This is a genomic window from Jatrophihabitans sp. (genome assembly GCF_036388195.1).
Classification (GTDB): Bacteria; Actinomycetota; Actinomycetes; order Mycobacteriales; family Jatrophihabitantaceae; genus Jatrophihabitans_A.
This window is the reverse complement of record NZ_DASVSG010000086.1, coordinates 1-25,223: the sequence shown is the minus strand read 5'-3', so window position 1 is coordinate 25,223 and position 25,223 is coordinate 1. Positions and strand designations below refer to the sequence as shown.

Sequence of the window (25,223 nt, the reverse complement as noted above, 5' to 3'; positions counted from 1 at the left end):
CGCCGATACCCCGGACCGTTCGGGGCCTGCCGCGAGGTCGGGTCGTCGACCGTGACCTCAGCGGGCGTCCCGAGCGGCCCCTGTCACGCCGATGGAGCGATCATCACCAACACCGAATCAGCGGCTCTGCCCGCACAGCCGAGCGCGCCGGAGTGGCCGCCGATCGCGGTGGTGATGGTGGTGCGCAACGAGGCCCGGCACCTGCCCGACGTGCTGCGCAACGTGCTCAGCCAGGACTACCCCGGCCCGGTGGAGGTGGCGATCGCCATCGGCCCGTCCCGGGACGACACCCTCGAGGTGGCGGCCGCGGTGTCGGCCTCGGATCCCCGGGTGGTGGTGGTGCCGAACCCGACCGGGCGGACGCCGACCGGGCTCAACGCCGCCGTCGCCGCCACCAGCGCCCCGATCGTGGCGCGGGTGGACGGGCATTCGCTGTTGCCGCCTGGCTACCTGCGCCGGGCGGTCGAGGTGCTGACCGAGACCGCCGCGGTGAACGTGGGCGGGGTGATGGCCGCCGAGGGCACCACGCCGTTCGAACGAGCCGTCGCCGCGGCGATGTCGTCGCCGTTCGGGGTGGGTGGCGGGCGTTTCCACTACGGCGGCGATCCCGGGCCGGCCGACACCGTCTACCTGGGGGTGTTCCGGCGCGACGCGTTGGCCGCGGTCGACGGCTATGACGAGCGCTTCACCCGGGCCCAGGACTGGGAGCTCAACCACCGGCTGCGCCGCAATGGCGGCAAGGTGTGGTTCACCCCCGACCTGCGGGTGGTGTACCGGCCGCGGTCGTCGCTGCGGGCGCTGGCCGTGCAGTACCGCGACAGCGCGCAGTGGCGCCGTGCGGTGATCGAGGAGCATCCGGACTCGGTGCGGCTGACCTACCTGGTCCCGCCGGTGACGGTGGCCGGGCTGATCACCGGGGTCGCGCTCGCGGCCACCGGGCGCCGGATCGGGCTGCTCGCCCCCGCCACCTACGCGCTGGCCAACCTGGCGGCCAGCGTGAGCGTCGGGCGCCGGCTGGCGCCGTCCGAGGCGCTGCGGCTGCCTGCGGTGTTCGCGACCATGCACCTGAGCTGGGGCTGGGGTTTCCTCACCAGCCCGAAGAAGGTGCGCGCCCGCGCCCGCTAGACCGTCGGGTTCGCCTCGAGAGCGGCAGCGGCCGTCTCGGTGAGCTGCGGCCCGACCTGCTGGCCGACCGGCAGCTCCTGCCGGTCGCCGGCGGCCACCGCCGCGGCGCGGGACCTGGCCTTGGCGAGCAGGTTCTCCACCGCTTCGGCGAACAGCGTCATCCCGGCGACCTCCGGATCGCCGAGCACGTACCGGCGGATCTCGTGACGGCGGGCGCGCAGCCGGTCGGGCCCCCGAGCGTCGGCCAGGTCCTCCTCCAGCCGGTCCACGTCGGGCCCGATCAGGTAGGCCGCGCCGGCGGACGGGTTCTGCTCCCGGAAGGTCCGCTCCGACAGCCCCCCGCCGTTGGTGACGAAATAGGGCTTCTCCGAGCGCAGGTAGTCAGACACCACGCTGGAGATGTCGCTGATCAGGGCGTCGGAATCGTCGAAGCACTGGTACAGGGTCGGCTCGTTGCCGAGCACGGCCAGATGCGGCCCTCCGTCGAGCATGGCCACGATCTCGGCGCTGATCCGGGCCGCGGCCGGCGACACCGAGCCGGTGAGCGGATGCGGCTTGTAGATCACCCGGACGCCGGGCGTGTCGAGCAGCACCCGGATGATCTGGCGGCCCAGCGGAACCAGCGAGGACGAGTTCGGGTCCTCGGTCCAGCCCTCCCAGGTGGGTGCGTACAGCACCGTGAACGGCGCCCCGGCCGGCCGCGCCTCCGCTTCATGGATGCCGTCCAGCTGGGGCCGTCCGACCAGGACGACGTCCTCGGAGCGGACCCCGACCTGGGCGCGCAGGTATCGGTCCCGGCCGGCCTCACCGGCGACCCAGACCTCGTCATAGACCTTGGTGTAGGGGTTGAAGCTGGCGGTCTTGTCGCTGTCGCCGTGGCCGATGAACGCGCTCTTCAGGCTGGGCACCCGCAGCAGGTGGATGTTCTTGCCGACGTTGGCCACGTACAGGGCCACGCCGGCGTCCGGCAGCCGCAGGTTCATCAGGTCGGAGGTGAAGGGCAGGCAGAGCACCGGCACGGTGGTCTCGCCGAAGGTGTCGAGATAGCGCCGCTCGCGCAGCAGGACGAGCACCCGCCGGTCCAGGCGCTCCATCGTCTCCAGCCACATGTTGACCTGGTAGACCGCCCGGACGCCGCCGGAGAAGTGCAGGATCACCTCGGGCCGCCAGTCCTGCACCACCTGCTGGGCGGCCAGCAGCCGGTCGTCGTTGCCGGGCAGCCGGCTCAGCGCGAGCAGCTGGGGCAGCAGCGCCAGCGGGAAGGCCAGGGCGGACAGCGCCATCAGCACCGCCGCGACCGGAATGATCCGGTAGGAGCCGGTGAGGTAGGCCCACAGCAACCCGGCCGTGAAGAACAGCTCGGTGTGCAGTATCAGCGCGGCGTCCGGACGCTGCAGCCAGCCGGGCAACGGTGGCGGCAGCTGCTCGCCGGGGACGTCGAGGTTGCGGGTCTCGACCCGGCGCAGCCGGCGCCGGTTGATCATCAGCGACAGCCCCTGGTACAGCCCGACCAGCAGCCGGTGCGCGATCACCGCGGTCACCACCACGGCCAGCTCGGCCCGGGACAGCTCGTCGGACCGCAGCAGGAACACGGTCACCAGGACCTGCCGGTAGAAGAACCGCCAGGGCTTGCTGCCGCCGATCATCTCCAGGCCGGCCAGCAGCCGCTGCGGGCCGAACCGGTCCAGCAGGTCGTCCAGGACGTAGAGCGCCAGGCTGACGAGGGCTACCGCGCCCAGGCCGTCACCGATGCTGGCAACCAGCAGGACGCCGTAGAGCGCGAGGAGCAGACCAACGAGGACGGCGGTGAGGAGCCGACTCACGAGGCGCCGTCGAGCAGGCGGGCGTCAGCCTCCGCTTCGGCCGCTGCCTCGGCCTCGGCGACCGCCTTGGCCACCTCCTCGGCTTCCGACGGGGTGCTCGGCGTCGCCTCCCGGCGGACGTCGACGACATGGCCGGTCAGGTCCGAGGCCAGCACGTCCAGGACGGTGGAGGCGACCGCTTCGCTTTCCAGCAGGCTGCCCTCGGGCTCGTCGCCGAAGGCCTGCAGCCGCATCGGGGTACGGGTCCGCTCGGGGTTGATGACGTTGACGTGGATGCCCTCGGTCGACCACTCGTCCGCCAGCGCCTGGGCCAGGTTGACCACGGCGGCCTTGGTCGAGGAGTACAGCGCGTAGTCGGCCCGGCCGCGGGTGTAGGAGCTGGAGGTGAACAGCACCAGGTGGCCGCCGCTCTCGCGCAGGTACCGCTCGCTGGCCCGGGCGACCGTCACCGGGCCGAGGTAGTTGATCCGGATCTGGTCGATGATCTGCTCGTCGGCCATGGTCGACAGCGGGCCCTTGAGCAGCTGCGCGGCGCTGAGCACCACCGCGTCGATCCGGCCGGTCTCGGCGGCGGCCTGCTCCAGGGCCCGCTCGACGGTGGCAGCGTCCTCGACGTGGGTTCCGGTCGCCGACCGGCTGAACCGGAACACCCGGCAGCCGGCGAGCTCGGCCAGGGTGGCGACATCGCTGCCGATCCCGTAGCTGCCGCCGAACACCACCACGGTCTTGCCGCCGAGAGCAGCTCGCAGTTCCTCAGAGGTCCGCGGGCGGGCCAGGTGCGAGGCGAGCTGGAAGAGCTTGTCGGCGAGGAACAGGTCCAGCGGGTAGGTGACCTTCATGTTCTGCTCGTCGCCGGCGACGACGTAGATGGGCACCTCGGGCAGGTAGCGCAGCACCACGCCGCAGTCGTCGGTGGCCCGGAAGTCCGGATCCTCGGCGGCCAGCTGGTAGGCGCGGCGGATCGTGGAGAGCCGGAAGCCCTGGGGGGTCTGGCCGCGACGCAGCCGGCTGCGCTCGGGGATCTCGATGATGTGGTCGTCCTCGTCGACCCGGATGATCGTGTCCGCGGACGGGATGGCCACGTCCACGGCCTCGTAGGTCCGCAATGCGGTCACGCAGGCATGCACCACCGCCTTCGACAGCAGCGGGCGCACCGCGTCGTGGAACAGCACGTTGCACTCGGTGTCGCCGAGCGCGGCCAGCGCCGCCCGGGTCGAGGCGTTGCGGTCGGCGCCGCCGGGCAGCACCCGGGTCAGCTTCGGGAACTCGCTCTTGCCCAGCAGCAACCGCTCGGCGTCGGCCACGAAGTCCGTCGCCATCATGACGATGATCTCGTCGATGTCCTCGCACCCGTGCAGCGCCGCGACGGTGTGCTCCATGACGGTGCGGCCGGCCACCTTCAGCAGCTGCTTGGGGATGTCCAGCCCGACCCGCGAGCCGGTGCCACCGGCCAGGACGACTGCGACCGTGGGCACGCGATCCTGCGTGGCGGCTGTCATGACAGCAATTATGCAGGGTCTGCCTGTGGTTCAGTCCGCAGCAACGCCCGGGCTGCGGCTCGCTCTGCCGGAGCAGCGCGGCCGATAAGCTGCGGGCCGGCGAGCGGAGGCATCGGGGGTGGACGTGCGGTTGCGCGGCAGGGTGCGGCGTCTCGGCGGGCGGCTCATCCGCCGGCTGGGACTGCTCCCCGAGGGCGATCCGGACGGTTTGGGCGACGATGAGGCATTGCGTGGGCAGTCCCTGCCGTTCGCGGTGATGCTGTACTTCCCGGACACGACCACCAACCTGTACCAGCTGCGGCAGTGGTACGGGGTCCTGCGGCGGCTCGACAGCCGGCGCCGGGTGGGCATCGTGTGCCTGGACAGCCGCGCTGCGGCCGCGATCCGCGCAGAATGCGACCTGCCGGTGGTCTGCTGCGGCCGGATCGGGACGCTGGAGGACCTCGTCTCGCGCAGCGACGTGGCCCTGGCCCTGTACGTCAGCCACAACATCCGCAACCTGCACCCGCTGCGGTTCCCGACGATGCTGCACGCCTACCTCGGCCATGGCGAGAGCGACAAGGCCGCCTCGGCCAGCAACCAGGTGAAGGCCTACGACGTCATCCTGGTGCCCGGCGCGGCGGGGCGGGACCGGCTGCAGCGCAACCTGATGTGTTACGACGCCGCTGCCCACGTCCGGCTGGTCGGGCGGCCGCAGTTGGACGTCCCGGCCGGTCAACGAGCGTCTGATCAGACGGTTGCCGGCGGCAGGGCGCGGCCGCTGGTGCGCTACGCCCCGACCTGGGAGGGCGGCCAGCCGAGCATGGCCTACAGCTCGGTGGTCTCGCACGGCGAGGCGCTGCTGCGCTCGCTGCTGGACTCCGGCCGGTACGACGTGATCTACCGCCCGCACCCGCGCACCGGCGCCAACCGCGCCGAGTTCGCCGTGGCCGACCAGCGGCTGCGGGCGCTGGTGCGCCAGCACCGGGAGCGGGATCCGGCGTCCCGGCATGCCGTCGACCTGGCGCCGGCCTGGGACGTCCGCGCCGACGACGCCGATCTGCTGGTCTGCGACATCTCCGCGGTGGCCGGGGACTGGATGACCACCGGCAAGCCGATCGTGGTGACGATCCCCGAGTCGCCGCAGGCGTTCCTGGACGCCGACACGGTGCTCGGCGCCGCTCCCGGCCTGCGCGCTGCCGACGCGGGCGGGCTGGCGGACCTGGTGGCCGCCGAGCTGTCCGGAGGCGACCAGGCGCGCCGGCGGGCCTGGGTCGAGCACGCCATGGGCGACACCACCCCCGGCGCCGCCCTGGCCCGGTTCCTGGACGTGTGCGACGAGCTGATCGAGCTTCGCGACCGCGAGCTGGCCGACCGCGCCGCCCGGCTGGCGGGACGGCCGTGACCGCCGGCCAGCGGCCGTCCCGGCCGACCATCGCCCAGCTGCGCGAGATCACCCAGCCGCCCGCGGTGCGCGGCCGGCGGACCGCCGAGCACTGGACCGGCGACCTCTACATGCGCCGGATCTCGCCCTACGTGACCCGGGTGCTGCTGCCGACCGGGATCAGCGCGAACGGCGTCACCTGGCTGATGATCCTCAGCGGCTGGCTGGCGGCTCCGGCGCTGCTGGTCCCGGGGCTGCTCGGCGCGATCCTCGCCGTGCTGTGCACCCAGCTGCAGATGATGTGGGACGCCTGCGACGGCGAGGTGGCCCGGTGGCGCGGCACGTCCGGCCCGATGGGGATCTTCCTGGACAAGGTCGGCCACTACACGGTGGAGACCCTGATCGCGCTGGCGCTGGGCGTGCGGGCTGCCGGTGGCCCGGGGGAGATCACCGACCACCTCGGCTGGATCTGCCTCGGCGCCCTGCTGGCCTGGCTGCTGTGCCTGAACAAGGCGCTCAACGACATGGTGCACGCGGCGCGGGCGCACGCGGGACTCGGCCGGGCGCCGGACACCGCCGAGGTCAGCAGGCCACGGTCCGGCGTGCTGGCGGCGCTGCGCAACGCGGCCCGGTTCGTTCCGTTCCACCGCATCTACCACTCGATCGAGCTGACGCTGATCATCGCGGTGGCCGCGGTGGTGGACCTGGTGACCGATGACCTCAGCGGCACCCGGGGGCTGCTGGTGGCGGTCGTTCCGCTGGCGCTGCTGTCGGTGCTCGGGCACTTCGTGGCGATCGTGGCCTCCAACCGGGTGCGGGCGTGACCGCGGCGCCGTCCTACGGTGTGGTCGTGCTGACCCAGGGCCGGCGGCCGGAGGACCTGGACCGGGGGCTGCGCAGCCTGCTGGCGCAGACCGGCGTGCGCCTGGACATCGTCGTCGTCGGCAACGGCTGGTCGCCGACCGGCCTGCCCGAGGGGGTGCGGGCGGTGGCGTTGCCGGAGAACGTGGGCATTCCGGCCGGCCGCAACGCCGGCGTGCCGCACGTGCAGGGCGATCTGCTGTTCTTCCTGGACGACGACGCCAGCCTGCGCGATCCGGACACCCTGGCCCGGCTGGCCGCGATGTTCGCCGCCGACCCGGCCCTGGGGCTGGTGCAGCCCCGGGTGCTGGCGCCCGACGGGCAGCCGTCCCCCCGGCGCTGGACGCCCCGGTTGCGGGTGGGCGACCCGGCCCGGTCCAGCGATGTCACCGCCGTCTGGGAGGGCGCGGTGGGCATCCGCCGGGAGCTGTTCGAGCGGATCGGCGGGTGGCCGGGCTGCTTCTACTACGCCCACGAGGGCATCGACCTGGCCTGGGCGGTCTGGGACGCCGGCGCGCGGGTCCGGTACGCCGGCGACCTGGCAGCCCTGCATCCGGTGATCGCGCCCACCCGGCACGCCGGCTTCTACCGGCTGTCGGCGCGCAACCGGGTGTTCCTGGCCCGGCGGCGGCTGCCGGTCCCGCTGGCCGCGCTGTACCTGGTGGTCTGGACCGCCCTGACGCTGGCCCGCACCCGGGGCCGGCCGGCGTTGCTGGAGTCCTGGCGGGGAGCGGTCGAGGGGTTCCGGCTGGACTGCGGCCCGCGCCGGCCGATGTCCTGGCGCACGGTCTGGCGGATGACCCGGGCCGGCCGGCCCCCGCTGATCTGAGCCCGAGCCGGATCGGACGCGCCAGGTGATCTGAGCCCGGGCCGGATCGCAGGCGTCAGGTCCGGGCAGGTTGCAGCGGCTCGACGGGCGCGCCGGCCGCGGCCGCCCGGTTGTCGGCGGAGGGGGTCTGCCGCTGGCCCCACCGGATCGCCGGGCGCTCGACCAGGAACCAGGACGCCGCGGCGAGCGGGATGGTGCACAGGATGGCCAGCACGATGTACACGATCTGCGAGGACAGGTGCGCGAACCGCAACAACTGCTCGACCGGGTAGCCGTACATGTACATGCCGTAGGAGATGTCGTTGCGGCGTCCGAGTGGCACCGGGAGAACGGCGCCGAGGTAGAGCAGCAGGTAGCCCACCGGGAGCGCGCACAGCACCACGAACCGGTTCTGCGCCAGGTGCGGCAGCGCGACGAACACCGCGAGGCTGGCCGCGGCCAGCCATCCGTTGCACGGGATGCGGTCGCGCAACAGGTAGATCACCGAACCCGCCATGAAGAACGGCAGCAGCTGCACCATGTGCCGGACATCGCTGCTGTGCGCGAAGGCCGCGACATGGGTGTGTTCGAGCCGGGCGACGGTGGCGAAGGCGAACACCCCGACCGCCAGCCCCGGCTTGCGGCCGTACACCGCCCAGCAGGCCAGCAGGCCCACGATGACGTAGCAGTAGAACTCGTAGTAGAGGGTCCACAGCGACCCGGTCCAGGAGTACGGACCGGTGGGGGTGCCTGCCACCTTGGCGATGTTCATCTTCAGCGTGAGGTTGCTGATCAGGTAGTCCAACGGGGTGTTGGACTTGGTCAGGTAGCCGTGCAGGCTGTGGTGCTGGTGGTAGTAGCCGATCGGGGCGAAGACGGCGATGGCGGCCAACAGGCACACCAGGAAGCCCGGATAGATCCGCAGGAACCGCCGCTTGAGATACGTGCCGAGGCTGTTGTTCAGCCGGCTGCCGGTGATCAGGTAGCCGCTGAGGACGAAGAACGCGAAGACCGACCAGTCACCCGGCGTCTCGCCACCGTGGCGCGGGGGACGGCCGTCGCCGTAGTTCCCGATCCCCCAGGAGTGCGACACGATGACGACGGAGGCGAGCAGCAGCCGGATGGCGTTCAGGCTGTTGTACCGGGGATCGAGCCGGGTGCCGAAGGTCTGGCGGCCCGAGTCGTCGGACGGGCGGCCGGCCTGCCGCCGGAGCAGCCTCGATGACCTCGCGCGGCCCAGCGCTGGCATGGACGTCCCTTCGATCCCGGGGATGATTGCGGAGCAATTCACCCTATCCCGGTACCGCCGCCAGACCGGACCGGCACACTCCCGCGGCGGCGGGGAAATCCAGGCCGGTCTACTTCCGACGGATCAGGGCAGCGGCCTTGCCGGCCAGCCGCTTTCCCCGGCGCGCCAGGGCACGGGGGCCACGGACAAGGACGGATCGCGGAGCGCGACGCAGGTGCGGCGGCCCGATCCTGGGCACCGCGAGCACCTGGCTGATCCGGACGGGCTGGTCCCGGCCGAGATCGGGCAGCACCACGGCGATGTCCCACACGCCGACGGTCAGGCCGGCGTCGCGGGCGGGCAGCTCGGCGGTCAGGCGCAGCGTCGAAGCAGCTGCGCCGCACTCGAGCGGGCATTCGACAACGGCGCCGGTGCGCCGGTGGATCAGCCGCAGCCGGCCGTCGATCGGGCGAACCGGAGAAACCGCGATCGGAAGGCTGATCCGCAACGAGGCCGCGCCCAGCTGCCACGGTGGCGACGCCGTCGCCGGGACGCGCTTGAGGATGTCCCGCAGCGACATGGTGTGTTCGGCGATGTCCAGGCTGAGGTTGCCGTGCGGGGTCGTCCAGTACGGGATGGCCACCAGCGGACGGTCGCCGAGCAGCGCCGGGCGCCGGCCCTGTTCGGCGACGCGGTCGCGTTCGCTGCCGAGCCGCGCCTTGCGGGCCAGCCCCAGCCCGGACAGCCGGATCGAGACGTCCCACACGCCGCGGGGCAGCGGGCGGCCACCCAGGGCGGAGGTCGGATCGATCTCGACCTCGCCCACCCACTCGGCCTGCACCACCGAGGAGCCGGCCAGCTCGCCGACGGTGCGCTCGTGCAGCCGGAGCTCGGCCGGCAGGAAGAACTCGTCGGCGGTGTCGCGGTTCTTGATGCTGGCATCGGCCAGCACCTGCGCCAGCTGCCCGGTGCAGTCCCGCTCGTCCGGCGGGGCGTCGAGCGTGATCTCGGGGGTCAGGAACAGCCGTTGCCCGGTCCGGAGGAATTCCAGCGGCTGCTCGCCGCGGGCGAACCAGGCGCGGACGGTCAGCACCAGCACGCCGTCGCGCCAGCGCATGTCCTCCAGCCGTGCGCTGGCGGCTATCTCCAGGCACCGCTCGGAGTAGGTGAGCAGGTCGTCGACGAGGTTCTCGCGGACGAAGTAGGACCGCACCCGCAGGAAGGCCGGCAGCCCGGCGTGCACGCCCGGCGCGAAGCGGGGGTCCAGGGCCAGCCGCCGGACTTCGGCGAGCAGGTCGTCCCGGAAGCGCGGCGGGTACCTCAACACCGCCCTGCCGCTCAGCCGGCCGAGCATCTCGCCGCGGTAGAACCGGCGCTGGATCGAGTCGCGGAACTCTCCGGGCTCGGTGTTGGCCTCGACGACGTCGAGCACCTCGCGCAGGTTGTCGTAGTAGGACTTCGGGTCGATCCGCGCCGACCCGGCGTTGGTGCCGTCCTCGCGCTTGAGGTAGTAGTAGCAGACGTAGTCGCCGACGATGCTGACGCTCCTGGCCGGGAAGTACGCCCGGGCCATGATGAGCTGGTCCTCCAGGCGCCGCTTGCCCTCGGGATAGCGGATGTCGTGGTCGAGCAGGAACTGGCGGCGGAACATCTTGTGCGGGGTCAGGCTCTCGAACAGCGGCGCGTCGCGAACGGTGCAGTGCTCCCGGGTGGTCCGGAAGACCTGGTGCGGAACGCCCCGGAAGTTGCTGACCACCTTGCCGATCACGATGTCGGAGTGGTTGCGGGCGCCGATCGCGTGCATCCGCTCCAGCGCCTCGGCGCCCAGGGCGTCGTCGTTGTCCAGGAACAGGACGTAGTCCCCGGCGGCCCGCTCGATCCCGACGTTGCGCGGCTTGCCCGGCCAGCCGGAGTTCTCCAGGTGGTGCACACGGAAGTGCGGGTGCTCGGCGGCGAGCCGATCGAGGCGGTCCTCGGTGCCGTCGGTCGAGCCGTCGTCCATGAACAGGACCTCGAAGTCCGTGCTCGGCATGGTCTGGGCCAGCAGCGAGTCGATGCAGCGGTCGAGGAACCGGCCCGGGTTCCACACCGGTATGACCACGCTGACCTTGGTGGGCACGGCGGACCCTCCCGTGGATTCAGTCGTCGGTGACGATCCGATCGTCAGCGATCTACAGACGGTTCTTGATCGCCCGGCGGACCCGGCGGACCAGCGTGGTGGGCTGCGGCGGCTTGGCGGCAGCAGGCTTGGCGGCCGGCGCCTTGACCGGCGGCCAGGGCCGGGGGGCCGGCGGGTTGGAGACGTAGCTGGCCGAGCCGCGCAGCGCGCGCAGCGACTCGATCGCCTCCGTCGCCACCGACCCGCCAGCGCGGGCCGCGGCCAGCTCCTTCCAGACCTGGGAGCCGACCACCTTGAACGGGTCGGCGGCCTGCGTGCGGTGCAGGATCTCCTGCGGCACCTGCTGCGGGTCCTCGGTGACGTACTCGGCGAGGATCGCGTCGTAGTTGTCCTTGAGCACCGTGCTGGACGGGTCGGCGCCCAGCACCAGCAGCAGGCCGGTCGGGGTGGTGTCCAGCGGGATCACCACCAGCTCGGGCCGGTAGCGCTCCAGCACCTGGGCCACCTTGTACACGTCCCCGGTCCACTCCAGGGTGTGCCGGTCGCGCGCTGCCTCGGCCACCGTCCGGGGCAGCATGTCGTCGAGGATGATGACGCTGTTGGGACCGGACAGCCGCTCGGCGTTCATGAAGTCGCGCAGGGCGAATTCGAAGATGTGCAGGCCGTCGATGAAGCTGAGGTCGATGACGCCTTCGGGAAAGCGCGCGATCGGGTTCTCCCGGGCGAAGAAGTCGTCGCTGGTCGCCTTGACCAGCATCAGGTCGCAGTCGACCTCGGCGACGATCTTGAAGGCGGGGTCCACCCCGATGGTGCGGGTGTGCGAGCGCTGCAGCCCGCGGCCGTCGTTGATGCCGATCTCGAGGTAGTTGCGCGGCTCGTAACTGGCGTGGATGGCGCTCAGGAAATCGTGCCGGTTCATCAGCCCCACATCTCGTCGTCGTAGTTGGCCACCAACATACCGGCCTGGCCCGGGACGTCCGGACGCCACCGCCAACGCTTCCGAGGCGTGCGCCGGGCCCGGCTCAGGCGCTGGACGGCTCCTCGGCCGCCGACCACAGCTTGCCGCCCGCAGCGGCGGCGGCCAGCCGCTCCTCCACCGCCTTCGGGTCGTGCCGGGCCTCGTACGCGCCGACGACCGCGTTGGCCTCGCCGTCGGCGACGACCCGGCCCTTCTCCAGCCAGATGGCGCGCCCGCAGGTCTCGCGGACCACGCTCAGGCCATGGCTGACCAGGAACACCGTTCCGGCGGCCTCGCGCAGCTCCCTGATCCGGGCCTCGCTGCGCCGGCGGAACTCCGCGTCGCCGGTGGCCAGCGCCTCGTCGATGAGCAGCACCTCGTGCGACTTCGCCGCGGCGATCGCGAACCGCAGCCGGGCCGCCATGCCCGAGGAGTAGGTCTTCATCGGCAGCGAGATGAACTCGCCGATGTCGGCGAACTCGCAGATCGCGTCGTAGTGCTCCTTCACCTCCTCCGGGGTCATCCCCATCGCCAGGCAGCCGAGCACCACATTGCGTTCGCCGGTCATGTCGTTCATCAGCGCGGCCGCGACGCCGAGCAGCGACGGCTGGCCCTGGGTGTAGATGGCGCCGGACTCCGGCGTCATCAGCCCGGCGATGGCGCGCAGCAGGGTTGACTTGCCGGAGCCGTTCGGGCCGATCAGCCCGATCGCCTCGCCGCGCCGCGCGATCAGGCTCACCCCGCGCACCGCATGCACCTCTCGCATGCCCGGTGGGGGCTGGCGCTGCACCATCCGCTTCAGCGCCGCAGGCGCCCCGGCCGAGGCGTGCCGGCCGGTGATCCGGTAGGTCAGGTGCACATCGTCGACGACGACGGTCGGCTCGGCGTCGGCGTCCAGAGCTGCCCCAAAAACTGCCTCAGACACGTCCGTACTGCTCCTCGGCCTGCCAGAAGAAGAGATACCCCGCGGCCAGCACGACCACCGCCCAGGCCACCGCCAGCAACCACAGGTGATGCCCCCGCGGTTCGTCGATCAGCGCCGCCCGCACCACCTCGACGTAGACCGCGCCGGGATTGACCTCGAGGATCACCTTGACCCAGCGCGGGTGGTCGGCCGCGAATGCCTGGATGCTGTAGAAGACACCGGACACGTACAGCCAGGTGCGGATCAGGAAGGGCAGCAGCTGCGAGGTGTCGGGCACCTTGGCGCCGATCCGGGCGATGAAGAAGGCCAGGCCCAGGCAGAACATCAACTGCAGCGCGATCGCGGGAATCAGCAGCAGCCACTGCCACCGCGGCCGCTCGCCGGTGATCAGCACGATCGGCAGCATCACGACCAGCGAGTAGACCAGGCGCTGCAACGCGACCAGGGTCGAGGAGACCGGCAGCACCGCGCGCGGGAAGTGCAGCACCCGGGTCAGCCCCACGTTGGCGCTGATCGCCCGGGAGCCCCCGAGCAGGCTGCTCTGGGTGAAGGTGAAGATGAAGATGCCGATCACCAGGAAGGCGACGTAGTTGTGCACCCCGCGCTTGGTGTGCAGCAGCACGCCGAAGATCAGGTAGTACACCGCGGCGTTCAGCAGCGGCGTCAGCAGCTGCCACGCCTGGCCCAGGAAGCTCGCCGAGTACCCGACCGCGTTGTTCGCGGTGGAGAACGCCACGATGAAGTGCCGCCGTCCCCACAGCTCGCGGGTGTAGTCGACGATGCCAGGGCGGGCGCCCGCGCGGCGCAGCTGATAGCGGGCTATCAGCTCGTCCACAGGCTCATCGCGAGCGGGGTCCACCCCGGCTGGGATCGCACTGGTCACATCGCCTGAGGGTACGGCAAGCCCCTCCGGGCCCGTTCCGATCCGGTGCCGGTGGGCGCGCCGGGAGCCTGCCGATGGCCTCAGTTGATGCAGCCCGCGTCGAGCGGCTTGGCCGGGGCCCGGACCGGGACGGGGGCGGCCGAGGACGTCCCCGGCGACGGCCCGACGGACCCGCGCGGGGTGGTGGGAGCCACCGGCGGGCGGGGGGAGATCAGGTTGTTGACGAACGCCTTCACCCTGGCCGGCTTGACGATCAGCACGCTGCCGACGTCCACCGTGGCGTAGCGCTCGTACGGGATGGAGTTGCCGCCGATGTTGTTGGCGCTGAGGTTGGACATCTGCTTGATCAGGCTGGCCAGGCTGAACGTGCGATCGACATAGACGGATTTGTCCACGGCCGACACCAGGTTGGCCAGCTTCCGGCTGTTCAGCAGCGTCCCCGCGGAGGCGACCTTGCGGAACGCCGCGGTGAGGAAGTACCGCTGCCGGGCGGTCCGGTCGATGTCGCCGTTGGCGAGGCCGTGCCGCTGCCGGACGAACTCCAGCGCCTCGACGCCCTGGATGGTGTGCCGGCCCGCCGACATCACCAGGTGGGAGTAGTCCGGGTCGTTGACGGCACGGCACAGGTTGACCGTCACCCCGCCGAGGGCGTTGCTGATCCGGTAGAAGCCGATCAGGTCGACCTGCAGGAAGTGATCGATGGTGAGGCCGGTGAGGTTGGTGATCGTCCGGATCAGCAGGTTCGCGCCGGCTGCCCGCTTGACCTCGGCGTTGCCCTTGGCGGCGGCGTAGGCGCTGGCGTAGGCGGAGTTCAGCTTGTCCATCCCGTAGCCGGGGATGTTGACGTAGGAGTCGCGCGGCAGCGAGATGAGGGTCGCCTTCGAGCCGTCCGCCGGCACGTGCACGATGATCATCGTGTCGGTGGCCAGGCTGCCGCCGTCCCGGCCGGTCCCGAGCTGGCGGACCTCCTTGTCGGTCATCGTCGAACGGTCGTCGTTGCCGATGACGAGCAGGTTCTGGTCCTTGCCGTCGATGTCGGCCTCGGTGCCGGTGCCGGTGGCGTTCTGCTGCGGGCCGGTGCTGATGCTCAACCGGCGCAGGCCGTTGTCGAGTTTGCGGTAATTGACCCAGACGTAGGCCGAGACGAACACCACGCTGAACGACAGCAGCGCGGCGACGACCTTGACGGCGAGCAGCACCGAGTGCGAGCCGGCTCGACGCCGGCCGGGCGGCTCGGGCAGCTGCCTCAGGCCACCGCCAGCATCCCCCGGTATCTGCGATAGCGGCACCCCTCGACATTACCGTGCACCGAGCGGTGCTCTCGCCCTGCTGGGACCGCCTCGAATCACCTCGGATCGGGCCGAAACGAGCCGGACGTGCCGGGAACTACCTGGCTACCATCGTGCGTTGAATCGGATGTAGAGCAAGCGCACCGGCGCACCCGGTGCGGGTATCGAGGTGGAGGCAACAGTGGCCAGTAACCCTGTCCTGCGGGGTTTTGAGAAGTCCGGACATCCGGGCACGGCAGCCCGGGGCCCCAACGGCCCGATCGCGCCGCCGCCCCCGACGGCCGGTCAGCTCAACGAGTGGTACTCCCAACCGGCCTACGGTCAGCCGGCCCCGCCCGCGGCCCCGTCGCGGTATCTGACCCTGGACGATGTCGTCACCCGGTCGATGGTGCTGCTCGGCACCCTGCTGGTGACAGCCGGCTTCGCGTGGTTCGTGGTGCCGGACTCGGCCATCGGCGGCGTCGTCGCGATCGGCTTCATCGGCGCCCTGGTGCTGGGCCTGTACATGGCCTTCTCCGGACGGGCCAACGCGGCGACCACGGTGATCTACGCGGCGCTGCAGGGTCTGGCGCTCGGCGGCATCAGCGAGCTGTTCAACGAGCGGTTCAACGGCATCGTGGTGCAGGCCGTCACCGGCACGATCATGGTCGCCGGTGGCGTGCTGGTGGTCTACAAGACCGGCGCCGTCCGGGTCACCCCGAAGTTCACCAAGATCGTGTTCGCCTCGACGCTGGGCATCGTCGGCCTGATGCTGGTCAACCTGGTCGCCGGCTTCTTCACCGACGGTGGCCTGGGGCTGCGCGACGGCGGGCCGCTGGCGATCGGCTTCAGCCTGCTCTGCATCGTGGTCGCGGCCTCGAACCTGATCGTGGACTTCGACATGATCGAGCAGTCGGTGCGCCGCGGCGTGGACGAGAAGGTCGGCTGGTACCTGTCCTGGGGCCTGCTGGTGACGCTGGTCTGGCTGTACCTGGAGATCCTGCGACTGCTGAGCTACCTGACCGGACGCAACAACTAGCCGGACACCGACCAGCGGACCCCGGGGTCCGTGAGCGACCAGCAAGTAATTACCAAGTCGGCCCCGTCCCTCAGCGTTGAGGGACGGGGCCGCACCACGTCCGGGGACCGTGCCGTCTGGCCGTCCCTGGCCGGTCCCTGGCCGGTCCCTGCCGACTGACATGCTGAGCGAGCGCCCGGGCGGCCGCTGGGCATGACAGTCCGGCCGATCAGGCGTTGAGCTGGCCCCGGAAATGCCTCAGGAGAGCCGCTCCAGGATCATCGCCATGCCCTGGCCGCCGCCGACGCACAGGGTCTCCAGGCCGAACTGCTTGTCATGGGTCTGCAGCGAGTTGATCAGGGTGGTGGCGATCCGGGCGCCGGTCATCCCGAACGGGTGGCCGACCGCGATCGAGCCGCCATTGACGTTGACCTGGTCCAGGTCGAAGCCCAGCTGCTGGTAGGACGGGATCACCTGGGCGGCGAAGGCCTCGTTGATCTCCACCAGGTCGATGTCGGAGACCGACATGCCGGCCCGGCCCAGCGCCTGCCGCGACGCCTCGACCGGCCCCAGCCCCATGATCTCCGGCGACAGGCCGGTGACCCCGGTCGCGACGATGCGCGCCAGCGGCGTCACCTCCAGCTCGGCGGCCTTGCGCTCGCTCATGATGATCAGGGCCGCCGCGCCGTCGTTGAGCGGGCAGCAGTTGCCGGCGGTGACCAGCCCGTCGGGCCGGAACACCGGCTTGAGCTGCGAGACCGCCTCGTAGGTGACCCCGGCCCGCGGGCCGTCGTCGAGGCTCACCACCTCACCGGACGGCAGCGTGACCGGGGTGATCTCCCTGGCCCAGAAGCCGTCGGCGATCGACTTCTCCGCCAGGTTCTGCGACCGGACCCCGAAGTGGTCCATCTCCTCGCGGCTGACCCCCATCAGCCGGGCCAGGTTCTCCGCCGTCTGGCCCATCGGGATGTAGGGGTCGGGCAGGCTGCCGAGCTCCCGCGGGTCCTGCCAGCCGTCGGCGCCCTCGGCGGCCACCTTCGCGGTGCGCTCCTGCGCCTCGGCGAACCGCGGGTTCTTGGTGTCGGGCAGCCCGTCGGAGGACCCCTTGACGAACCGCGACACCGTCTCGACCCCGGCGGAGATGAACACCTCGCCCTCGCCGGCCCGGATCGCGTGCATCGCCATCCGGGTGGTCTGCAGCGAGGACGCGCAGTACCGGGTCACGGTGGCGCCGGGCAGGAAGTCGTAGCCGAGCAGGGTGGCCACGATCTTGGCCATGTTGTAGCCCTGCTCGCCGCCCGGCAGCCCGCAGCCCAGCAGCAGGTCATCGATCTGGCGGGGGTCCAGCTGCGGCACCTTCGCCAGCGCCGCGGTGATCATCTGGGTGACGAGCTCGTCGGCGCGCATGTCGACCAGCGAGCCCTTGGCGGCCCTGCCGATGGGTGAGCGGGCGGTGGCGACGATGACGGCCTGGGGGGTGCTGGACATCGCGGGTCTCCTTCTCGGGTGCGGCATGGCGAGCGGCTCGTCCGCCGCTAGTCGCTGTCCACCATGGTGGCAGGGGTGAAGTTTTCCTGGCCGCCGGAGGTGGGCGGTATCACGGTGGTCGCCCGGCGGCGAAGGAGCCGGGCCCACGGCCCGTGCCGGCCGCTCCGCTCGCCGCGCACCTCGGCCGGCAGCACCTCGGTGCCCGGCAGGCCGGCCGCCTTCGCCGCGGCCTTGGCCACCGGCCGGGCGCGCTTGGAGGTGAACGGCGCGGCCTGCTCGGACACCGTGCTCAGGCCCAGCGCCGCGGCGGCCGAGGGCAGCAGCACCTCCGCGGCCCGGGCGTAGCCGATCGCCGACGGATGGAACTGGTCCTCGGAGAAGTAGTCCCGGCTGCTGGCGAACTCCGGGCCGAGGATGTCGCCGAGGCTGACGGCCCGGCCGCCGGCCGCCACCACCGCCACCGCCTGCGACGCGGCGAGCGTCCGGGACATCCGGCGGGCCAGCCAGCGCAGCGGCTGCGAGATCGGCCGGATCGTCCCGAGGTCGGGGCAGGTTCCCACCACCACCGGCAGGTTGTGCTCGGCCAGGGTGCTCAGCGCGTCGGTGAGGTGGCGGACCGATTCCGAGGGCCGGATCCGGTGGGTGACGTCATTGGCGCCGATCATGATCACCACCAGGTCGGGCCGCTCGGGCAGCACCAGCGCGACCTGGCTGGCCAGCGCCGAGCTCTGGGCGCCGACCACCGCGACGTTGCGCAGCCGGACCGGCCGGCGCGCCAGCGCGGACAGCCCCAGGGCGATCTGGGCGGCCGGGGTCTCGCTGTCGCGGTGCACCCCGTACCCGGCGGCGGAGGAGTCCCCGATCATCGCCAGCAGCAGCAGCGGCCCGTCCGCGGGCACCCCGGGCGCCACCCACACGCCGTCAGCCCGGGGCGGATGGGCCTCGGGCGGCTGGATCCGGCGCCGCGCCAGCTTGGTCTGGCCGTAGATCAGCCCCGCGGCGACCGCGCTGAGCGCGCCGATACCGCCCGTTCCGAAGGCCGCAGCGGTCACCACCCGCCTGGCCCGAGACGCTCGGCTCATGCAGATGCCTCCGGGATTGCACTATTGATGACCCTGAACTGACGACGCGAGGTTAGCCTTTGCCTCATGCGCTACTACACCTCACTCATTGACCTGATCGGCAACACCCCGCTGATCCAGCTCCGCAGCGTCACCCGGCACCTCGACCCGGCCACCGCGCCGCTCGTGCTGGCCAAGGTCGAGCACTTCAACCCCGGCGGCTCGAGCAAGGACCGGATCGCGCTTCCCATGATCGAGGCGGCCGAGCGAAGCGGCGAGCTGAAGCCCGGTGGCACGATCGTGGAGCCGACCTCCGGCAACACCGGGGTGGGCCTGGCGATCGTCGCCCAGCAGCGCGGGTACTCCTGCATCTTCGTGCTGCCGGACAAGGTCTCCCAGGAGAAGATCAACCTCCTCAAGGCCTACGGCGCCGAGGTGGTGGTCTGCCCGACCGCGGTGGCGCCTGAGGACCCGCGCTCCTACTACCAGGTCTCTGACCGGCTGGCCCGTGAGGTGCCCGGCGCCTGGAAGCCGAACCAGTACGCCAACGTGAACAACACCCTGGCCCACTACAAGGGCACCGGCCCGGAGATCTGGGAGCAGACCGAGGGACGGATCACCCACTTCGTGACCGGCGTGGGCACCGGCGGCACCATCTCGGGCACCGGCCGCTACCTCAAGGAGGTGTCGGCCGACCGTCCCGGCGGCCCGGTGCGGGTGATCGGCGCCGACCCCGAGGGCTCGGTGTACTCCGGGGGCACCGGGCGCCCGTACCTGGTCGAGGGCGTCGGCGAGGACTTCTGGCCGGGCAACTACGACCCGGAGGTGCCCGACGAGATCATCGCGATCTCGGACTCCACGTCGTTCGACATCACCCGCCGGCTGGCCCGTGAGGAGGGCCTGCTGGTCGGCGGCTCGTGCGGCATGGCCGCCGCCGCGGCGCTGCGGGTCGCCGAGCGCGCCGGGCCCGAGGGCGTGATCGTGGTGCTGCTGCCCGACGGCGGCCGGGGCTACCTGTCCAAGGTGTTCTCCGACAAGTGGATGAGCGACTACGGCTTCCTGGACACCAGCGCCGAAACCACCGTCGGCGAGGTGCTCACCGCCAAGGACGGCGAGACCCCCGCGCTGGTGCACGGGCACCCGAACGAGACCGTCCGGGAGGCGATCGACATCCTGCGCGAGTACGGGGTGTCGCAGATGCCGGTGGTCGGCGCCGAGCCGCCGGTGACCGCCGGTGAGGTGGTCGGGTCGGTGTCGGAGAAGGCGCTGCTCGACGCGCTGTTCGCCGGCCAGGCCTCGCTGTCGGACCCGCTGGAGAAGCACATGTCGGCGAACCTGCCGATCATCGGCTCGGGCGAGCCGGTCCGCCGGGCGGTCGAGGCGCTGGGCGGGGCCGACGCGCTGCTGGTGCACGTCGACGGCAAGCCGGCCGGCGTGGTGACCCGGCAGGACCTGCTGGGCTATCTGGTCAGCAAGTAGGCGGCTGGCGCCGACCGTGATCTGTCCGGAATCCGCATGCCCGGAACGAGGCCGGGGACGGGCAGTAATCTGAGCGGCATGGACATATCGACAGATGGCAGCGCGCTCGGTTTCAACTCCAGGGCGATCCACGCCGGCCAGGAACCGGATCCGCTGACCGGAGCGGTCACCGTGCCGATCTATCAAACCTCTACCTACAAGCAGGACGGCGTCGGCGGGCTTCGCGGCGGTTATGAGTACAGCCGGTCGGGCAACCCGACCCGGTCGGCGCTGGAGGAGTGCCTCGCGGCGGTCGAGGGCGGCGCCCGCGGGCTGGCCTTCGCCTCGGGCCTGGCCGCCGAGGACATCCTGCTGCGGACGCTGTGCGCCCCCGGCGATCACCTGCTGCTGCCCGACGACGCCTACGGCGGCACCTACCGGCTGGTCTCCCGGGTGCTGACCCGGTGGGGCATCGAGTTCAGCACGGTCGCCATGCACGACAGCGCCGCGGTGGCCGCCGCGATCCGGCCCAACACCCGGGTCATCTGGGTCGAGACGCCCACCAACCCGCTGCTCAACATCGCCGACATCGCGGCGCTGGCCGAGATCTCGCAGCAGCACCAGACGATGCTGGTGGTCGACAACACCTTCGCCTCGTCCTACCTGCAGCAGCCGCTGAGGCTGGGCGCCGACGTCGTGGTGCACTCCACCACCAAGTACCTGGGCGGGCACTCCGACGTGGTCGGCGGGGCGGTGGTGACCCGCGACCCCGAGATCGGCGAGCAGGTGGCCTTCCACCAGAACGCGGTGGGAGGGATCAGCGGCCCGTTCGACGCCTGGCTGGTGCTGCGCGGGATCAAGACCCTGGGTGTGCGGATGGAGCGGCACTGCTCCAATGCCGAGAAGGTCGTCCAGTTCCTCTGCCAGCACCCGGCGGTGGCGAGCGTGCTCTACCCGGGCCTGCCCGAGCACCCCAACCACGAGGTCGCGGCGCGGCAGATGGCCGGCTACGGCGGCATCGTGTCCTTCCGGTTGCGCGCCGGCGAGGAGGCGGCGCTCAAGGTCTGTGGGCTGACCGAGCTGTTCACGCTCGGCGAGTCCCTGGGCGGGGTGGAGTCGCTGATCGAACATCCGTCCCGGATGACCCACGCCAGCGTCGCAGGGTCGCCGCTGGAGGTCCCCGGTGACCTGATCCGGCTGTCGGTCGGCATCGAGGACATCGAGGATCTGCTGGCAGACCTCACCGCGGCGCTGGCCTGATCGGTCTCCGGTCGACGGCCGGCGGGGACGGTGAGGACCGTGATGCGGCTCCGGGCGCGGCTCGGGCCGCCCAGCGCCTGGGCGGCCTCGGCCACGCTGGCCGGGTTCGTGCTGGTCGCGCTGGCTGCCCGGGCCGGTCCGGTCCCGTCGGGTCCGGCCGACGCCGTGGCCCAGCCGTCCTCGCCCAGCACGCCCCGGGCGACGGCAACCCCGCAGAGCGACCAGCTGACCGGGGTGCCGCCGTCGGACTCCGGCCGTCTCCGGGTGCCCTGGTCGCTCATCGAGCTGCTGCTGCTGGCCATCCTGCTGGTGGCGGTGATCGCCATCACGCTGGTGCTCTGGCCGCAGTGGCGGGGACGGCTGCGGTCCCGGCGCAGCAGGCAGACCCCCCGGCCGTTCGAACCGGCTCCTGACGACCTGATCCGCCAGGTCTCCAGCACGCTGCGGACCACCATGTCGCAGGTGGCCGGCGGGCAGGTCCGCGATGCGGTGATCCTCTGCTGGCGCCGCCTGGAGGAGACCGCCGAGTTGGCCGGCCTGCGCCGCTCGCCCGCCGACACCTCCTCCGAGCTGGTCGACCGGCTGCTGGCCTCGATGCCGCTGAGCGAGGCGCCGCTGAACCGGCTGGCCGCCCTGTACCGCGAGGCCCGGTTCTCCAGCCACCCGATCCCGGCCGAGGCAGTCGCCCAGGCCCGGGCCGACCTGGTGCGATTGCGCTCGGAGCTCGAGGCAGCCGCCGGGCTCTGGACAGGGGCCGGCCATGGCTGAGCGGCCCGGCCGCCGGTCCCGGCTGTGGTTCCGGCTGGCGCTGGCCGCCGCGCTCGGGCTGGGGCTCGGCATCGCCGTGCTGCTGTCCAGCGCGGCCTCCGGGGGGAATCTGCGTCCGGAGCTGTGTGCGGGGGTGGGCGTGGCCGTCGCGGTGCTGATCCAGCTGGTCCGCGAGACCGCCGCCGACCCGCAGCCACCGGCGGAGGCGGTCGAGCCGCCGTTGTGGCCCGGCGGCGACTACTTCGCCAAGCTCCGGCAACTGGAGCGCCGGCTGGAGGCGGCCAGCCGGGACGGGTCCAAGTACGACCGCAACGTGCGTCCGGTGCTGGCCCGGCTGGCCACCGAGCGGTTGCGCCAGAAGTACGGGATCGATCCGCGCAGGCACCCCGTCCAGGCTAGAGAAGTGCTAGGAGAGCAGTTGTGGTCGCTGACGATAGCGCCGCCGGGGCCGGCCAGCCCGGCGCCCAGCCACGCCGAGCTGAGCACGCTGGTCACCCTGATCGAGGCGCTCTGATGGCCGCGCCGGCGGCTGCCCAGGCCTGTGACCGGATCCTGAACGAGGTCAGCCGGGCGGTGGTCGGCAAGCGCGGCCGGCTGGCGCTGGTGCTGGCCGGCATCCTGGCCGGCGGCCACGTCCTGATCGAGGACAACCCGGGCCTGGCCAAGACCCTGGCGGCGCGGTCGTTCGCGCAGGCGCTCGGGCTGGAGTTCCGCCGGATCCAGTTCACCCCCGACCTGCTGCCCTCCGACATCACCGGCTCGTTCGTCTATGACCAGCGCCAGGGCGAGTTCGTGTTCCGGTCCGGGCCGCTGTTCGCGGGCCTGGTGCTGGCCGATGAGATCAACCGGACGCCGCCGAAGACCCAGGCGGCGCTGCTGGAGGCGATGCAGGAGGGCCAGGCCACCGTCGAGGGCCGCACCTTCGAGCTGCCCCAGCCGTTCCACGTGATCGCCACCGCCAACCCGATCGAGTACGAGGGCACCTACCCGCTGCCCGAGGCCCAGCTGGACCGGTTCCTGCTGCGGGTGTCGTTCGGCTACCCCAGCCAGGACGAGGAGTGGCAGGTGCTGCAGCGGCGGATGGCGCGCCGGGCGGAGGCCATCACGCTGAACCCGGTGCTGGACGCGGCCGGCCTACTGGCGGTGCAGCGGGTCGTCGAGGGCATCGAGGTCGAGGAGAGTGTCGGCCGGTACTGCGTCGCGCTGGTCGACGCGACCCGGTTCCACCAGCACCTGCTGGTCGGCGCCTCGCCGCGCGGCGCGCTGGCGCTGCTGCTGGTGGCCCGGGCGTACGCCCTGATCAACCACCGCGACTTCGTGACCCCCGAAGACGTCAAGGCCGTCGCGGTCGCGGCGCTGGCGCACCGGGTGACGCTGCGTCCGGAGATGTGGATGCGGCAGCTGCTGCCGGCCGAGGTGATCTCGGCGGTGCTGGCCGAGGTGCCGGCCCCGGCGACCGGCGTGGACCGTCCCCGGATGCCGTCGGTGAGCCGGCCGTGACGTCCGAGTCGGCGGGCTCCGAACCGGCCGCTGCCGGACCCCCGGCCGGACCTGTCGGAAGCGAGCCGCCCGCCCGGTCCCGCCGGGCCGCGGCGCCGCCCGCCCGATGGTCACCGACCCTGGCGCTCGGCTCTGCCGCCGGCAGCGTCGCGGTGCTGCTGGGGTTCGCGGCGCTGCTGGCCCGCCAGGACCTGCTGCTGCTGGCGCTGCCGCTGGCGGTGGGCACCGTGCTGCCGCTGCTCAACCGGGCCCAGCGCGCTCCCGAGGTGCGGCTGAGCACGGGGGCGGCCACCCTGTTCGAGGGCCAGTCGACGACCTTGAGCCAGCAGCTCTACGCGCCGGACGCCGTCGACGTCATCCGGCTGCGCACCCGGCTGGAGGGCTGGATCGAGCTGCCCGACGGCGGCCAGGACCTGTGCGCCGCGGCCGGCCCGGGCGAGGAGCTCACCCTGAGACACCGGCTGGCCGCGCCACGCTGGGGACGCAGCCGGCTCGGCCGGGTGAGCATGACCGTCACCGCGGCGCACGGCCTGCTGCAGACCAGGGTGAGCGACCCCGAGATGGTGTCGCTGGCCACCTTCCCGCTGCGGGTGGGGTTCTCGGCCACCGACCTGGTGCCGGCCGCCACCGGCCTCGTCGGGGCGCACCGGTCCCGCCGGATCGGCGAGGGGGTGGATCCGGCAGGTGTGCGTCCGTTCGTCGCCGGTGACCGGCTGCGCCGGATCAACTGGCCGGTGTCGCTGCGGACCGCCGAGCTGCACGTCACCGCCACCTACTCAGACCGCGATACCGAGGTGGTGCTGGTGCTCGACACCGCGGCCGAGGTGGGCCGCAGCCCGGGCCCGGACGCTGCCAGCAACCTCGACATCGCCGTCCGGGCCAGCGCCTCGATCGCCGAGCACTATCTGCGCAACGGTGACCGGGTGGCGGTGCTGGACCTGGGCCGGGCGGGGCGGCCGGTCCGTCCGCGCACCGGCCAGTCCCACCTGTTCACGATCATGGACCTGCTGCTGGACGTCCGCACCGCGCCGGTCAGCCAGCTGACCATCGGCCGGGCGCTGGCGAGGATCTCCAGCCGGGCGTTGGTGATCGTGTTCAGCCCGCTGCTGAGCACCGAGGTGGCAGCCGAGGCGGCGGGGCTGTCGCGGGCCGGCCGCTCGGTGCTGGTGGTGGACACCCTGCCCGCCGAGGTGGCGTTGCCGGAGCAGGCGCCCTGGATGGAGCTGGCCTGGCGGATGCAGCTGATCGAGCGGGCCAACCTGGCGCGGGCGCTGGCCGATCATGGTGTGCCGGTGGTGCCCTGGCTGGGCGCCGGCAGTCTGGATCAGGTGCTCGCCGGCCTCAGCCGGACCTCCCGGGCAGCGAGGGTGCACCGATGATCCGGGCGGCCAGGCTGCTTCCCGCGCGTCGTGAGCCCGGGCAACCTCCCTACTCGGTGGCCGGGCTGGGGGTGCGGGTGGTGATCGTGCTGGCCGGGCTGGCGCTGCTGTGGATCCCGCCCGGGGCGGGGCTGGCGTGGACGGGGCTGCTGGCGGCCGGCGTGCTGGTAGCGGCCGGCAGCCCGGATCAGGGCGGCGCGGGCCTGGCGCTCGCCGCGGCCATCGGCAGCTGGTTCGCCGCCTACGGCTGGCAGGGGACGCCGCCGCTGGCCGTCACCGCGGCCTTCGCGGTAGCCCTGTACCTGCTGCACACCGCTACCGCCCTGGCCGCGGCCGTGCCGTTGACCGCGCAGCTGCGGGTCTCGGTGCTGCACCGGTGGCTACGCCGCTGCGGGGTCGAGCTGGCGGTCGCCGCGGCGCTGGCGGCGGCC

At 72.1% G+C, this 25,223-nt stretch carries 22 protein-coding genes; 12 read left to right on the top strand and 10 right to left on the bottom strand.

Features of this window, described 5'->3' with window-relative positions; genetic code table 11:
- The first annotated feature begins 51 nt into the window (after positions 1-51).
- The gene (locus VF612_RS09025; protein WP_408659523.1) at positions 52-1,125 is read left to right on the top strand and encodes a glycosyltransferase family 2 protein; all 1,074 of its coding nucleotides are present in this window, start codon (positions 52-54) and stop codon (positions 1,123-1,125) included.
- Here the strand turns inward: VF612_RS09025 and VF612_RS09020 are convergent.
- Both VF612_RS09020 and VF612_RS09015 read right to left on the bottom strand, forming a co-directional pair.
- Positions 1,122-2,948 carry a CDP-glycerol glycerophosphotransferase family protein gene (locus tag VF612_RS09020; RefSeq protein WP_408659522.1) on the bottom strand — a complete coding sequence of 609 codons (1,827 nt, stop codon included), beginning with the start codon at positions 2,946-2,948 and terminating at the stop codon, positions 1,122-1,124. The genes VF612_RS09025 and VF612_RS09020 overlap by 4 nt on opposite strands.
- Positions 2,945-4,447, bottom strand: a complete 1,503-nt coding sequence (locus VF612_RS09015) for an SDR family NAD(P)-dependent oxidoreductase (RefSeq protein ID WP_408659521.1) — start codon at positions 4,445-4,447, stop codon at positions 2,945-2,947. Before VF612_RS09015 ends, VF612_RS09020 begins: the two co-directional genes overlap by 4 nt.
- 118 nt (positions 4,448-4,565) lie before the next feature.
- On the opposite strand from VF612_RS09015, the gene VF612_RS09010 reads away from it, so the two are divergent.
- The 3 genes from VF612_RS09010 to VF612_RS09000 are packed head-to-tail and all read left to right on the top strand — an operon-like array spanning position 4,566 to position 7,500.
- Entirely contained in the window at positions 4,566-5,831 is a 1,266-nt protein-coding gene (locus VF612_RS09010; protein WP_408659520.1) for a CDP-glycerol glycerophosphotransferase family protein, read from the top strand.
- The gene (locus VF612_RS09005; protein WP_408659519.1) at positions 5,828-6,634 is read left to right on the top strand and encodes a CDP-alcohol phosphatidyltransferase family protein; all 807 of its coding nucleotides are present in this window, start codon (positions 5,828-5,830) and stop codon (positions 6,632-6,634) included. Before VF612_RS09010 ends, VF612_RS09005 begins: the two co-directional genes overlap by 4 nt.
- Complete coding sequence (locus VF612_RS09000) at positions 6,631-7,500, top strand: glycosyltransferase family 2 protein (protein WP_408659518.1); 870 nt, start codon at positions 6,631-6,633, stop codon at positions 7,498-7,500. The genes VF612_RS09005 and VF612_RS09000 overlap by 4 nt, the downstream gene beginning before the upstream one ends.
- 55 nt (positions 7,501-7,555) lie before the next feature.
- Here the strand turns inward: VF612_RS09000 and VF612_RS08995 are convergent, their stop codons facing one another.
- The 6 genes from VF612_RS08995 to VF612_RS08970 form a co-directional block, all read right to left on the bottom strand.
- Complete coding sequence (locus tag VF612_RS08995) at positions 7,556-8,728, bottom strand: acyltransferase family protein (RefSeq protein ID WP_408659517.1); 1,173 nt, start codon at positions 8,726-8,728, stop codon at positions 7,556-7,558.
- 109 nt (positions 8,729-8,837) lie between these two features.
- Positions 8,838-10,826, bottom strand: a complete 1,989-nt coding sequence (locus VF612_RS08990) for a glycosyltransferase family 2 protein (RefSeq protein WP_408659516.1) — start codon at positions 10,824-10,826, stop codon at positions 8,838-8,840.
- 52 nt (positions 10,827-10,878) lie between these two features.
- Positions 10,879-11,745, bottom strand: a complete 867-nt coding sequence (locus VF612_RS08985; RefSeq protein ID WP_408659515.1) for a class I SAM-dependent methyltransferase — start codon at positions 11,743-11,745, stop codon at positions 10,879-10,881.
- 103 nt (positions 11,746-11,848) lie between these two features.
- Complete coding sequence (locus VF612_RS08980) at positions 11,849-12,709, bottom strand: ABC transporter ATP-binding protein (RefSeq protein ID WP_408659514.1); 861 nt, start codon at positions 12,707-12,709, stop codon at positions 11,849-11,851.
- A complete protein-coding gene (locus tag VF612_RS08975) occupies positions 12,702-13,592 on the bottom strand; it encodes an ABC transporter permease (RefSeq protein ID WP_408659513.1) in 891 nt (296 codons plus the stop codon). Before VF612_RS08975 ends, VF612_RS08980 begins: the two co-directional genes overlap by 8 nt.
- 80 nt (positions 13,593-13,672) lie before the next feature.
- The gene (locus VF612_RS08970; protein ID WP_408659512.1) at positions 13,673-14,881 is read right to left on the bottom strand and encodes an LCP family protein; all 1,209 of its coding nucleotides are present in this window, start codon (positions 14,879-14,881) and stop codon (positions 13,673-13,675) included.
- A gap of 181 nt (positions 14,882-15,062) precedes the next feature.
- Here VF612_RS08970 and VF612_RS08965 point away from each other — a divergent pair, with 181 nt between their 5' ends.
- Positions 15,063-15,899 carry a Bax inhibitor-1/YccA family protein gene (locus tag VF612_RS08965; protein WP_408659511.1) on the top strand — a complete coding sequence of 279 codons (837 nt, stop codon included), beginning with the start codon at positions 15,063-15,065 and terminating at the stop codon, positions 15,897-15,899.
- A 237-nt stretch (positions 15,900-16,136) separates the two neighbouring features.
- Here the strand turns inward: VF612_RS08965 and VF612_RS08960 are convergent, their stop codons facing one another.
- Both VF612_RS08960 and VF612_RS08955 read right to left on the bottom strand, forming a co-directional pair.
- Complete coding sequence (locus tag VF612_RS08960; protein ID WP_408659510.1) at positions 16,137-17,366, bottom strand: acetyl-CoA C-acetyltransferase; 1,230 nt, start codon at positions 17,364-17,366, stop codon at positions 16,137-16,139.
- Positions 17,367-17,413: 47 nt separating this feature from the next.
- A complete protein-coding gene (locus VF612_RS08955) occupies positions 17,414-18,448 on the bottom strand; it encodes an SGNH/GDSL hydrolase family protein (RefSeq protein ID WP_408659509.1) in 1,035 nt (344 codons plus the stop codon).
- 66 nt (positions 18,449-18,514) lie between these two features.
- On the opposite strand from VF612_RS08955, the gene VF612_RS08950 reads away from it, so the two are divergent.
- The 7 genes from VF612_RS08950 to VF612_RS08920 all read left to right on the top strand — a co-directional run.
- A complete protein-coding gene (locus VF612_RS08950; RefSeq protein WP_408659508.1) occupies positions 18,515-19,906 on the top strand; it encodes a cystathionine beta-synthase in 1,392 nt (463 codons plus the stop codon).
- Positions 19,907-19,984: 78 nt separating this feature from the next.
- Complete coding sequence (locus VF612_RS08945; RefSeq protein ID WP_408659507.1) at positions 19,985-21,145, top strand: cystathionine gamma-synthase; 1,161 nt, start codon at positions 19,985-19,987, stop codon at positions 21,143-21,145.
- Between the two features lie 30 nt (positions 21,146-21,175).
- Complete coding sequence (locus VF612_RS08940; protein WP_408659506.1) at positions 21,176-21,913, top strand: DUF4129 domain-containing protein; 738 nt, start codon at positions 21,176-21,178, stop codon at positions 21,911-21,913.
- Complete coding sequence (locus tag VF612_RS08935; protein ID WP_408659505.1) at positions 21,906-22,427, top strand: hypothetical protein; 522 nt, start codon at positions 21,906-21,908, stop codon at positions 22,425-22,427. The genes VF612_RS08940 and VF612_RS08935 overlap by 8 nt, the downstream gene beginning before the upstream one ends.
- Positions 22,427-23,413: an AAA family ATPase gene (locus VF612_RS08930; RefSeq protein WP_408659504.1), complete on the top strand. Its 987-nt coding sequence runs from the start codon at positions 22,427-22,429 to the stop codon at positions 23,411-23,413. The genes VF612_RS08935 and VF612_RS08930 overlap by 1 nt, the downstream gene beginning before the upstream one ends.
- Positions 23,410-24,792: a DUF58 domain-containing protein gene (locus VF612_RS08925; protein WP_408659503.1), complete on the top strand. Its 1,383-nt coding sequence runs from the start codon at positions 23,410-23,412 to the stop codon at positions 24,790-24,792. Before VF612_RS08930 ends, VF612_RS08925 begins: the two co-directional genes overlap by 4 nt.
- A partial coding sequence (locus VF612_RS08920; RefSeq protein WP_408659502.1) for a hypothetical protein occupies positions 24,789-25,223 on the top strand: 435 nt, incomplete at its 3' end. The genes VF612_RS08925 and VF612_RS08920, both read left to right, overlap by 4 nt.